Source organism: Mucilaginibacter sp., from assembly GCF_025362475.1.
GTDB lineage: Bacteria > Bacteroidota > Bacteroidia > Sphingobacteriales > Sphingobacteriaceae > Mucilaginibacter.
Genome location: NZ_JANYGH010000041.1, coordinates 85,400 through 98,462, shown reverse-complemented (window position 1 = coordinate 98,462; position 13,063 = coordinate 85,400). Strand labels below are relative to the sequence as shown.

Genomic DNA, 13,063 nt, shown 5'->3' with positions numbered 1-13,063 from the left:
TCTTGTTTATTATAACTGGGAACGGCCACATCAGGGCATCAATGGTAAAAAACCTATCGATATGGTCACCCTAAACAACAAATAAAAATACCTGATTCTGTTACCGAATTACTAAACCCTTACAGCAATGACGGTCGGTTTAAATGGTTAAATTAAAATAAATGTGCCCGTATCTCACCCCGGGCACACAGGTTATCAAATACCTGATAACATCAACTAAATCCCGGTTAATCTCGTTTATACCGGGATACTTTATCCCCATGTCCCGCTGAACTTGTTTCAGCATCCCACAGGACAGGTTGCCCGCAAATTGAACACTAAGTACGTGGGATGCCGAAATAAATTCGGCAGGACTTTTAACCTAAATCCGCACATCAATAAACTATAAAACTCCCCCTCGCCCGGATATCTTCTGATGAGCTGCCTACCATTATTTTAAACTCGCCGGGTTCAACAACCTGTTTCATTTGCCTGTTCCAAAGCATCAGTTCCCTGTTATTCAGTTTAAAATGTACGGTGCCACTTTCCCCTGGTTTCAGGGAGATGCGCTTAAAGCCTTTTAACGATTTTACGGGTGTAGTAACACTTGCAATAACATCGCGCAGGTAAAGCTGTACAACCTCGGTACCCTCAACCTTGCCGGTATTTTTTATACTGATACTTACGTTAACCGAACCATTAAGCGGGATACGCGCCTGGCTAATGTGCAGATCTGAATATTGAAAAGTAGTATAACTTAAACCATGCCCAAAGGGGAACAAGGCCGAAGTATCCTGGTCGACATATACGTGCCTTGAGGTTGGCTTATGGTTATAATAATAAGGCAACTGCCCTACCGACCGTGGAAATGTCATTGGCAACTTACCTGATGGATTGACTTTTCCCAGTAAAACATCAGCTATGGCCAGCCCGCCGGTTTCGCCCAAAAACCACGATTCAACAATGGCCGGTATTTTTTTAGCTATCCAATTGATACATAAAGGTCGCCCGTTGAAAAGCACAACTACTGTGGGCTTGCCTGTTTTATAAATAGCTTCTATCAACCTCGATTGCTGATGATTCAGATCCAGATTGGAACGATCTTTTCCCTCGCCTACTTCGTTAATATCTTCTCCCAAAACAGCTATAGCTACGTCGGCGCTGTTAACCGTGTTAATTGCTTTCTGCAGATTTTCGGCTTCCCCCATAGCCGAGGTATCAGCCGGTGAATAACCGGGTTCATATTTTATATCCAAACTATTACCCGCCCTTTGCTTTAAGGCGTTAATAATAGCAACACCCTTACCATCCTTATTGGCATATCCGCCCAAATAAGTACTGGCAGCCAAGGGGCCAATAACTGCAATGGAATGCACGTTAGCGCCAAGCGGCAATACCGAATTTTCATTTTTCAACAAGCTGATGCCTTCCTGTGCGGCCTGTAACGCTACTGCGCGACTGGCCTCGGTATGGTTCACTTTTTGAAGTAATGCCTCATCTATATACGGATTATCAAACAAACCCAACATAAATTTAACCCTCAGTACGTTAGCTACCGCCCGGTTAAGGCTGGCTGTGGCCAATTGCTTACTGGTTAAAGCCTTTGTCATCGCATCCATAAACTGCTGATGCGGAAAATCATAAAACTGCATATCCAGCCCGGCAGTAAAAGTTTGCGCCAGTGCATCGGCAGGGTCTGTAGCTACCTGGTGACTATTCAAAGACATCTTGATGGCCCCAAGATCCGACAGTACAAAGCCTTTAAAACCCCATTCTTTGCGCAAAACATCCTGCAGCAACCAGCGGTTATCTACGCAGGGAATACCATCAATTTCGCTGTATGCAGCCATCATACCTAAAGCGCCACCCTCTTTAACCGCTTTTTCAAACACATATAAAAATGATGAACGGGCTTCTCTCTCACCCATATTTACGGGTGCCATATTGCTGCCCGCTTCGGGTACGCCGTGAACCGCAAAGTGCTTGGGTTCTGCCACAACCGCATCCGGGCTGCTTAATTTATTGCCTTGCATGCCTTTTACCATAGCCACGCCATTGGCCGCGGCCAGGTATGAATCTTCCCCGTAAGTTTCTTCAACCCTTCCCCAGCGCGGATCTCGTGGCAGGCAAAGCACGGGTCCTAATATCATATTAACACCATGCGCCCGTACCTCGGTAGCAATGATGCGCCCGGCCTTGTGTACCATGGCAGTATCCCAGGCACCGGCCAGCGCCATAGGTGTAGGGAAGGTTGTACTTCCCAGGCTTTCATAGCCATGCAACCCTTCCTCAATGAATAATACAGGGATGCCTAACCTTGTTTTCTCCAGCGCATACCGCTGAATCTGGTTGGTAACAGCCGCTGTTAATGGATAAAGATCATGCACCGAGCCAATGCCTTGTGTGCCGATATTAATTTTAGCGCTATCAGAAACTGATTCGGCCTCGTGCCCTTTCATATTGGCAACCTCGTGGCCCCAAAACATATCCAGCTGCCTGATCTTTTCGACGGTAGTCATCCTACTTAGCAGATCTGCCACCCGTTTTTCAACCGGTAATCTGGCATCCTTGTAAGGAAGTTTCACCGGTTGATCCGGATTATTAAATGAACAAAAAGTCATCGTTAAAAGAGCCAAAATTGAGGCGTTCTTTTTCTTCATACTTTATTATATGATAAGATTAATATTTGAATACAATCGATTGGTTTACCTAACAAGCAGAGCTTAATTATTTGGTTTATACTTCGGCTAAGCTATGTGTGGACAACTAATAAGTAATTAATAAAGCATTAACAAGAACTGATTTTTTATACTTTCGCAAATTTCACCAACAAGAATTTCTAAAAATTCCACTTAACTTGTCTGCATTTTTTCAAACACGCAACACGCAACACGCAACACGCAACACGCAACACGCAACACGCAACACGCAACACGCAACACGCAACACCTACTTACCAACCGGCAATGGCACATTCTCCTGCAAAGGCACCTGATGCCTGAGCATTTTAGCAGCATAACCGGTTAGGTACAGGTAATAATCATTGGGCACGTCATCCTCATACCTAACAAAGGTGCTTAAGCCAACCGGTGGATTTCTTGATGCTTTCAGAATAGCAGTGCCTTCATCAACCTCATCAAACATGGCTACGTAAAGCATGTCGGCACCGCTTTTTATGGCGCCGTTAATCTGTTTCCAGTAAAAGCGGCCCCGGTTGCGGGGAATTTGGTTTTGAGGACTGCGCGGGTTCATATTATGCCAGCTAAAGCCAGGGAAAACAGTGGGCACATACTCCACCTTATTGGCTTTGCACCAGGCAATATCATCTACAATCCTCGCCTCAAATTTGGGGTACGAATCTTCATTAAATCTGCCCACAAACCAGGGATGAACAATATCAACCTTCCGCAGCAAATTGTGCAGTTGGGGATCCTTCTCCGTATCGTTCCCAAAATCGCGCCAGTAGGTTGGTACACCCAATAAAACAGCGCATCCACCATAAACAGGATCGTTCTTTAAAAAATCAATGATCCTTTCAGCTTCTGCAAGGCCATATTTGCGGTTATCGTTAAAGCCAACTCCCCATACGGCAATAAGCGGTTTACCGTTATGATATAACCAGGTTTGGTTGTTGCCACGGTTGGTTAATTTCATACTATCAACCAAATGCTTCCAGTCTTTAATAACTAATGAATCGCCACCGGCGCCCATTCCCGAAAGATCATACATTACAGAAATTGCCCTGTGGTATTTTTCAGAAAATTTAAGCGCATTACCCAAAACTACATCGTTGTGATTGCGCCCCCTGCCCCGTTGTACATCGCCAATAAAGCGTTGTACAAATACACCATCTACGCCGTACTGCTGCATCCATTTAAAATGGGTTTCCACAGATGATGCATCATAGGAGCTATAGAGGTAAGCATCACTTCCATCGGCCAGTTTAAAGGGCGACTTATAGGTCTTTTTATATTCGCTCACATCGGGCCATACATCAATATTTGTAAAGCCCGGCTCAAATTTACCATGCGATGTATAGTGATTCCAGCCCCGGCCACCACCATCTTCAGGCGCATTGAACCAGCCCTGGTAACCGGCCATCACCAGCCCCTTGTAACTTTTAAATGCCGACGTTTTGCTATGTTTTTGACCGTATACAACAGTGCATAGCAATAGCAGCAAGATGCTAAAAACTTGTTTTTTCATCAGGAGAAAATTTAATATGTTTTGTTTTTATTGGTTAAATCAGATACCCCAGCTTTTATTTGGTTTTGGCCCCATCTCCAGTTGGAGGGTACCTCCGGAGGTTAATTGTTCATGTGTAAACCAGGGTTTATTTAAAACTTTGCCATTAAACTTTGCGCTTTGAATATACTTATTGATCACCGAGCAATTATTGGCTACCATTTTAAACTGTTTACCATTGGATAAATTGATAGTAACCTTGCTAAAAACCGGACTACCAATGGTATATACCGGCTTGCCCGGCGTAATAGGATAAAAGCCCATAGAGGAGAACACCACAAAGGCCGACATACCGCCGCCATCCTCATCACCGGGGATGCCGAAGATGTTATCCTTATACCATACATCAAGCAGGAAACGGATGCGTTTTTGGGTTTTCCATGGGGCGCCGGCATAGTTATATAGGTACGGGATATGGAAACTTGGCTCGTTACCCATAGAATACTGGCCAACTAAACCCGTTGCATCCGGAAATTTAGCCCAAAACTGGTATTTACTCCTATCTAAACTTTCGCGAAATGTTTGATCAAGTTTAGCCTGGAAGTTATCGTTGCCACGCATTAAATTAATAAGGCCGGGTATATCATGCTGCACCTGCCACAGGTAAGTCCAGCCGTTGTTTTCATCATAAAAATCACGTCCGCCAAGGCCGCCATCAAATTTAGGGTCGATGTTAATCCAGTTGCCATCCTTATCTTTAGGGATAAACATCTTTTTATCATCGTTCCACAGGTTTTTATAGTTTAATGCACGTTTGGCAAATGTGGCCTCATCGTTTGTCTTTTTCAACTCGGTTGCCAGCTGGCCAACTGCCCAATCATCATAACTGCCACCAAGGGTTACGGCAACAGCCTGTCTTTTCTCAAACGAATGAACCAGGCTCACAGTTTCCTTTTCACCTTTTTGCAGGGCCGGGAAAAATCCTTTGTTATAGTAAAAATCATCCAACTCGCACTTAGGGCCATTTTCCCATGGCAGCATGGTAGCCTGTGTTGCATTTTTCAAAATGCCTTCATATGCTTTTCCTACATCAAAGCCACGGATACCCTTCCGGTAATCATCCAGGAACATCACAGTAGAGTGAAAACCATTCATGCATGGGTTATCGCCAAACAATACCGGGAAGGTAGGCATCCAGCCGCTTTGCTGGTACATGTTCACGTAGGAATTCAACATATCCGATTCCATGGCGGGATTGAGTATGCTTCTCAGCGGGTGCAATGCCAGGTAGGTATCCCAAACCCAATCATCTACATAAAAAGGCCTGTTACTGTCATGCACTTTTTTATCATACCCGCTATAATAATGCCCATCCTCGTTGATGTTCACCATACGCTCATTGCTACGGTAAAGCGCTGTATAAAACGACCTGCGTTGTGCCACGGTACCACCCTCAATATTGATCTGGTTTACCACTTTTGCCCAGGCGCTTTTGGCCAATGCTTCCAACTTTGCAAAATCAACCCCGGTAAACTCATCCTTAAAATTCTGTTTGGCCTGCTCAGCGCTTACATAGGATATGGCATATTTAAATTCAATATGATCAGGAGCATCAGCTGCAAATGTGATAAATGACCGGGCCTCCTTACCCTCTACCGATGGCTGATTGGTTAACGCGCCATCCTTAATTACACCTGCAGTTCCTTTAGCGCTAAACTGCCCGTAAACGTAAATTTTAATATCGTCATGATAAATTTCTGTACCGGTAAGCTCGTTACCACCTGTAAAGTTCCATGTTGCTGGTCCCTCATTATATACATTAAACAGCATACTTTTGGCAGCAGTTTTAGCAGGAAAGGTAAACCTGTACTCGCCAACCTTTTTGCCGGGTGTAAATTCCACAGTAATACCTTTATCAATAAGATAAGTGGAATAATACCACGGCCTCGTAACTTCCAGGTCATGATCATAAGTCATTTTTTGGTTCCATGACTCCATGGTGAGTGGTTTATTATCGGGCTTTATGGCAAAAACCTCGCCCAACCTATGCGAAACCATATTAAGCGGGAAGCTTGAAATCTGGTCGTCAATATAATCGGCCCTTTTAGGGTACATCCTGATCATTTGATTGGGCAGGTGCATAGTTGGCCGGGTGGGCTCCAATAGTTGCCCCACGTTGCCTATCCTTGGGTCAATATATACTAAATTGCCATCGGTGTTTTGCGCATAGCTTGTACCTGTAGCAGCCATACTGCACATGGCACATAAAACAACCGGTTTTAATAAACGGGAAAAATGATTAACCATCTGCAAAAATTTATAATTGGTTTATAGCCCAAAATTGTTCATAAAGCTTAATGAACTATTAATATTTGATTAATTAAGGAAGAAAATAACGATTGTAACAGATTTATTCAAGAATTGAATGAAAATCACGATCAAAAGCTTCACCATAAATTACTTTATACTCTTTGTTAAAGTTTTCGAAAGTGTTTTTTGCAAGCGAGTGTTTGCCAATGTGCGCAAGGGCCTTGCACTTTAATATCATGGCCTCCTCGTTTACCGGGTCGAAATAGAAAATATCATTGGCCAACTTTATCAAAAACTCAGGATCATCAGCTATTTGAACGCTGTTTGCAAATTGTATATAGGAATCAATGATCTCGTTAGATACTTCGGATTTAAAAGCATCAAGCCATTCGTATTCAATGTTCGATAAAAAATTACCTCTCTGGGTGATATGGGTAAGCTGAATTATCTTTTGTTTGTTAAGTTTGGTTTTGTTGGATACAATGTTGAGGTAATTGTGGTAATCAACCAGGATGCTGCTATAATCAATCGCTATTTTCCAGTAACCGGTATCTTTTGATAAATGGCAATGCCCCATTTTATCCAACAACGATTTAAGCTTGGCAATATTTACCGACCGGTTATTACGGGCGCTTTTTTCTGATTTATCAAACCAAAGTATCTCATTCAGCTTTTCGGAGCTTACTCCTCTATCCAACTTTACCGAGTAGAGCAAAATAACTAGGAACAGTTCTTTTAGCAAGGGTGTAAAATACTTGGTGATCTCGTTTCCGTCCGGCGTAAAAAGCTGCAGATCGCCAAATAAAAATATGGCGTTACTGTTGTTGTTATTCCGGGTATGATCGTCTGCAGCAATTATTACTTCCGGCTCAGGTTGATGAACGGCGACGGGCTGTTCTTCGACACTTTTGGGTATCACCGCCGGTATTGCTGAAGCTTTTTTACGGCGACGACTGATCACAACCACCAAAGCTAAACCCAAACCAGCCACACAAACACCTCCTATCCATAGAAGATAGCTATGATTAATCTCAATTACCTTATCAGCCAATGGTTCAGGCGGACTTAAAAGTGAATAGATCTTGATTCGTGTTCTATCGTTTTCTCTAAAAAGGGTTACAGCCAAAAACTTACCGCTGTGAGCAAAATAACACAGATCTGCATAAGCGTGGATATCATGAAAAAGAAAGGGAATAGTATCGCCCACCAGGTGGTAGCTTGCCTTATCCAAAGATCCTTCTATGAGTTGAAGACTTGAATTAAATTTGTGCTGCGGAAAAATAAGCCCATAGTATGACCTGTTTTTTTCGTTAACGACGAGGGAATTGGCAAATACAAAATCCTCATTTTTAACATCGATGCTGAACAGTTTTTTAAAGGATTTATCTTTAACCGAAAACCGCATCATATCATACAAATTGCGCGGGTTTACTATCTGCTGCCCCGAAGCGCTGCCATAACCGCCAATTACGTAAGCCGTATCGCCGGTTGCATTGGTGCCCAGCCCGGCCAGGTAACGGGGGGTAAACGTATCGCCCTTAACCTTTACTTTTTGCCAGGTATTGGTGATCACATTATATCGTTTAACACTATCCTTATATATCAGCTGCCCATAGCCGCCAATAGTATATACAGAGCTATCTGATTTACTGTAAAACTTATTCAGGTGCCCGTTATTGGTTGCCCGGTTTTTGAAACCTTTGTTCCATTTGCCAGCTTTAAAATCATAGGTAGCAATAGCCATTTGATCTATGTACAAATAGTACAGCTTATCATTACCAAATACAGCCTGATCACCGGGTACCAGCATTTGCCTGCCCGATTGGTAAGCCGTACTTTTTAGCTGCGGTGTTTTATTAACAGAAAAAGTAACCAGCGAATCCTGGGAGATAATATGAACGGCTTCATTTGCGGCATCAAAGGCCAGACTGGCATCGCCCGGTACCGTAAATTCCTTTTCCATTTGCCAGTTACGATGACGGGCCTTAATCCACAATGGGTTTGTTATTGTTCCGTTGTTTTGGTTTACTGTTTCATTGGCAACACATCCATCCCATTCATTAAGCGGCCAATTGGATAACAGTTTACCGCTTTGCGATACATTTACGTCCCTTAATTTTATAGGCGGAAGATCGGTTGTTTGATACTGGCGGTAGGCATTAGCGCCAAAAAGCAATTTGTAGTTTCTGCTTTGTTTCAGATGAACACCCAATTCAGAAAATGATTCGCGGCCCGAGAACACGGTGATCTTATCATTCTTATAATCTATCAATAGCCGCAGTTTGTTCCAGTGCTCAAATAATAGTTTATCATCAATATTAAAGGAGATCTTGGAAAGCCGTTCGCCTATGATGATTTTAAAGTGCCGGGTATTGGCCTGGTTATCATATACCAGGTCGATATTTTGCTTATTATCGTCAACAATTCTTAATATATACCCAAAATAAATTTCGTGATTGGGGATGAAAGACAGATCAAATGAAACTTCAAGATTATCTTTTGGGGCAACATTACTCAGGCTAAGGTCTAAAGTGGTGCGTTTATCCTGTACTACTTCGTGACTATAAAATCCCAACCCATACGATTGCGCATTGGCTGGCAATATGAATAGGATATTTAATAAAATAACCGTTATAGTTCCCGATAAAAAAAATCTCATGTTGAATAAGTACACAATAAGTATTAATACTTAAGTACCCGGCGTATAGTTTAATAATTCAGGTTATGAAAACATGTAAAATGTTTAGGTTACATGTGTTATGCTGGCTAAATTACAATAAAAACAATACACATTCAAGGAATATAACTTTATATAAAGTAACAATGCAGTGAAGGCCGGCCCAAAGTAACTGGTATAAATTTAACAAATATTAATACCAATTTACCACAAACATTAAGTACCTTAACCTTTTGCTCAAACAAAAGCATGTTTTCGATGGGTCGACCGCCTCATCGGCTTATTAATGTTTCGTCATATCAACAACATCGGCCATCCGGCTTTGGGGGATAACTTTCAGGTTAACAAGCTTTCCGTTTTCAACCCTCCCTTCTACCGTTGTGTTATAAGGCGCATTAAGTTTAAAATCAGCATCCCATCCTTTGGGCCAGGCGGGCAAAAGCATTATCTTTTTGCCATCAACCTGCATCAACATCAATTGCAGGCCGTTTTCTCCGTTACCGCCGTTATCTTCATCGGGCATGTAATCATTGGCTTTATCCCAAAAGGCCGGAAATTTAAGTTGAGGATCTTTATGGGTAAGCGCAAAACTTACATAGTCCTTGGCCACATCGGCATCGCCTATCATGGCAGCCTGTATGGGGTCCTGAACCCAGCAGCCCTTTGAACGCTGTTTACGTGCATTAAATGAATTTATGGCTACATCCAAACCGGGCTTCCCTAACCCATAAATACGAAACGGATATATGGCATATAATTCTGGATTTTCACTGTTGAATGCTTTTGCGGTTTGCGGGCCGGTGTAGGGCAAAAGCAAAGTTTTACCATTATCATTTGCTGTGGGTAAGGCCGGCAGCTCTTCATAAAATTTTTGCCATTGTGAATGTGTTTTATCATCCACAATACCGGCAGGCAGTTTTATCAAGCGGCTAAGTAGGGCATGTAAACCTGCAATATCGGGTGCGGGGTTATGCACTTTCCAAAACATTTCTATAGAGTTATCAGGATCAAGCAAAAGCTTCCCGGTACTGTCCCGGCCAAAATGCTGTTCAAAAAACTGTAGTCCGGCGGTGGCAATGGGCAATAAGGTTTTTTTAGCAAACGCAGCATCGCCGGTGTATTCATAATAATCAAGCATCATCATGCTTAATTCCAATATGGGCGTAAAGTAATGATTGGTATAATTGGCCTTCACATCGGGTCCCATAAAATTCAGTCCGCCCCAAAAAGGTGAGGTTTCTGCAAAATAAGCCCCGGCGTGATGGTAATATTGCTGAACCTGGGCAGCATTGGCCGGCAAAATATTGGCATACATACCAAACAACGGCAGCATCATATCAAAATCACCGGCCATAAGCCTTGGCCAGTACATAGCCCTGGTATTTTGAAACCAATATTGACCGCCCCAGGCACGGAAATCGGCATTTTCATTTTTGGCAGGATTATCCACCACAAAAATAGACCCGTTGAATTTTATAGGATAAGCCCCCCTACCGGCGCATGCAGTAACAAAGCGCTGCAAAACGTAACCTTGCGTAACATGATTAGCCTGCTCATCACCACGTACAAATACCCAGCTGCGCTGCCAGAATTGCCGCCACCATTGCTGATGGGCCAGCCGGGTTTGTTCGAGTTTTAATTTTTCAATTTGGTTTACTTTATTTTGAAGTTTTGATAGCCATTGACCACCACTTTCGGCAACCGACGTTAATGGATAAATAGAGATCAATTGCGAGGTGCTTGCCTTACCCGATTGCAAAGTTGCATTATCCTTATTCACCAGGCCCGTACCTTTAATAACGGCCCCAAAAGTAAGGTTAGCCAAATGAGGATCGGTAGTTGCCGCGTTATGATGATACCAGGCTATGCGTCCCTTTTGATTTTTTAAAACGGTATCCGTCAAGCCCGAGCGCCAGTTTTCGAGTTTTACGCTTACTGTTCCGGGGGATGCACTATGGGTTTCCACCCTGATCACAGGGTTATTGGCATCAACCCAAACCCTAAGGTTAACCGCGGATGCACCCTCCCCTTCCTGTATCAATATTTCGCCTGTTTTTAGTTGGAGTACCTGTTTAAAAACCGAACCATTAGCTAAAGGACTGGGATTTACAGATACTCTGACAGCCCCTAACTTCATCAATACGCCGCCCTGTTTCATCCACTCGTCTTTTTGAGCAGCCAATTCGCCGCCCCATGCGTCAGTTTTGCTGATGTAGAAAACGAGGTCGCCATTTTTTTCTACCCAAAGATTCAGGCCAATATCACCGTTACCCAAAGGCATGGATTGCGCCGAACCGGGACCGGGCGTATCCCAAAGAACATTATATTTATCAAGCAAGGTATCCGCCGGGGCTTTTGGGTTGGCAAAAACGGCGGTGGCAATAATTAAACACAGGAAAACATTAATCAGTATAAAAGGCTTTCTATTCATTTTTATTTAGGTAGATAACTATCCGAAGCATGAAACAATACGTCAGCAATTAACCACGAGCGTTTATACTGTAGTATTTAAACAGCAAAGGAATAAACAGAACTTTATAATGCAGCTTACCCGGTTAATTGATGGTACAAATAAACATCCGCAGCTTAATAAACCATTAAAAATTGATTAACCAAATAACTCTTTAAATGAAATAAGTTTTTTTATAAAGCACCGTAACCTTAGAAGCTCTTTAAAAATAGAGAAAAAGATCGTCATTGCGAGTCGTAAAATCTGGTGGCCTCTGAAGGAGAAAATGACGTAACAAAACTGGCTGTCATCCTGAGCCTGTCGAAGGATAGCGGGCAAAGGCCTCTCCGCGCGAGTCTTCGACAGGCTCAGACTGACAGGCCCACACGCCTCAAAATTCAATACGTCATGGGTAACGATAGTGAAGGATCTACTCTCCACCATGCTTCTTCGCCCTGTACAGTTTGCAAATAGATCCTTCGTTCCTCAGGATGACAAAGCTTTTTAACGTTATTTCCCCTTCAGAGGCCATCGGATTTTACCATTCACAATGACGGTTGTTTTATTTATTTTTAGACAGCCCTTATAGCTCCCTCACCCAAATATTCCGGTAGCTTATCGGTTCACTTTTGTCGCCATGGGCTTGTAATTTGATAGGTTCGGCGCCATGTTTACGGTATTCGGGCTGACCGATGTATGGGGTATCTCCTTTTAACGCTGTATTGTTTTGAACCAGTACCCCGTTGTGCAACACCGTGGCCCGCGCCGCTGATTTTAAGGTGCCATCTTCATTGAAGCGGGGCGCCGTCCATATCACATCATAATATTGCCATTCACCAGGCTTGCGGCAGGCGTTCACCAATGGTGGCGATTGTTTATATAAACTGCCTACCTGGCCGTTAACATAAGTAGGGTTCTTATAGTTGTCCAACACCTGCAATTCGTATCCGCCGGCTCCCCAGGGCAGGGCTGCCAGGAAAATACCGCTGTTACCGCGTGCCTGGCTTTTACCTGTAATATTTGACGGGATCCTGTACTCGATATGAAGCTGAAAATCCATGAATTTCCGTTTGGTTTGGATATCGCCTGCGGTTTTATCTACCGTAATTGCTTTATCGGCAACTTTCCATTTATGTGCCGATGTGGAATCATTAGTGGCTACCCATTCATCCAGGTTTTTACCATCAAATAAAATAATGGCATCAGATGGTGCTTCGCCCATGTTTTTGGCAGGGGTTACTATGGCCGGTACAGGAGTCCAGTATTCAGTATCTTCTGGTTTAGCAGTTTGCTGCCCGTGAGCTGTTAAAGCCGAACAGGCCAATAAAGCCGCAAATATTACAAAGTGTTTCATTTTTCAGATTTGTTTTTAAATAAGAGTTAAGAATCAAGATACAATTATCTTATTCTTGCACACAATATATTAAGACCCGCCTTGCAGTCTTTTTCTTGATTCTTGACTC

General features: G+C 43.0%; 6 protein-coding genes. All 6 read right to left on the bottom strand.

Annotation, left to right across the window (positions count from 1 at the left end; translation table 11 throughout):
• Window positions 1-374 precede the first annotated feature (374 nt).
• Complete coding sequence (locus Q0R88_RS14275; protein ID WP_295717177.1) at window positions 375-2,639, bottom strand: glycoside hydrolase family 3 N-terminal domain-containing protein; 2,265 nt, start codon at window positions 2,637-2,639, stop codon at window positions 375-377.
• Between the two features lie 289 nt (window positions 2,640-2,928).
• Window positions 2,929-4,185: a glycoside hydrolase family 71/99-like protein gene (locus Q0R88_RS14270; RefSeq protein WP_295717176.1), complete on the bottom strand. Its 1,257-nt coding sequence runs from the start codon at window positions 4,183-4,185 to the stop codon at window positions 2,929-2,931.
• A gap of 39 nt (window positions 4,186-4,224) precedes the next feature.
• Complete coding sequence (locus Q0R88_RS14265; protein ID WP_295717174.1) at window positions 4,225-6,471, bottom strand: GH92 family glycosyl hydrolase; 2,247 nt, start codon at window positions 6,469-6,471, stop codon at window positions 4,225-4,227.
• Between the two features lie 103 nt (window positions 6,472-6,574).
• The gene (locus tag Q0R88_RS14260; RefSeq protein WP_295717171.1) at window positions 6,575-9,133 is read right to left on the bottom strand and encodes a galactose oxidase; all 2,559 of its coding nucleotides are present in this window, start codon (window positions 9,131-9,133) and stop codon (window positions 6,575-6,577) included.
• A gap of 301 nt (window positions 9,134-9,434) precedes the next feature.
• Entirely contained in the window at window positions 9,435-11,582 is a 2,148-nt protein-coding gene (locus Q0R88_RS14255) for a DUF5703 domain-containing protein (RefSeq protein WP_295717169.1), read from the bottom strand.
• Window positions 11,583-12,183: 601 nt separating this feature from the next.
• Window positions 12,184-12,954 carry a DUF1080 domain-containing protein gene (locus tag Q0R88_RS14250; protein WP_295717167.1) on the bottom strand — a complete coding sequence of 257 codons (771 nt, stop codon included), beginning with the start codon at window positions 12,952-12,954 and terminating at the stop codon, window positions 12,184-12,186.
• Between the last annotated feature and the right edge of the window lie 109 nt (window positions 12,955-13,063).

Bases quoted from the DNA above. Each gene is read 5' to 3' on its own strand.
- Q0R88_RS14270 (WP_295717176.1), bottom strand. From the start codon at position 4,185: ATGAAAAAACAAGTTTTTAGCATCTTGCTGCTATTGCTATGCACTGTT.
- Q0R88_RS14275 (WP_295717177.1), bottom strand. From the start codon at position 2,639: ATGAAGAAAAAGAACGCCTCAATTTTGGCTCTTTTAACGATGACTTTT.
- Q0R88_RS14250 (WP_295717167.1), bottom strand. From the start codon at position 12,954: ATGAAACACTTTGTAATATTTGCGGCTTTATTGGCCTGTTCGGCTTTA.
- Q0R88_RS14265 (WP_295717174.1), bottom strand. From the start codon at position 6,471: ATGGTTAATCATTTTTCCCGTTTATTAAAACCGGTTGTTTTATGTGCC.
- Q0R88_RS14260 (WP_295717171.1), bottom strand. From the start codon at position 9,133: ATGAGATTTTTTTTATCGGGAACTATAACGGTTATTTTATTAAATATC.
- Q0R88_RS14255 (WP_295717169.1), bottom strand. From the start codon at position 11,582: ATGAATAGAAAGCCTTTTATACTGATTAATGTTTTCCTGTGTTTAATT.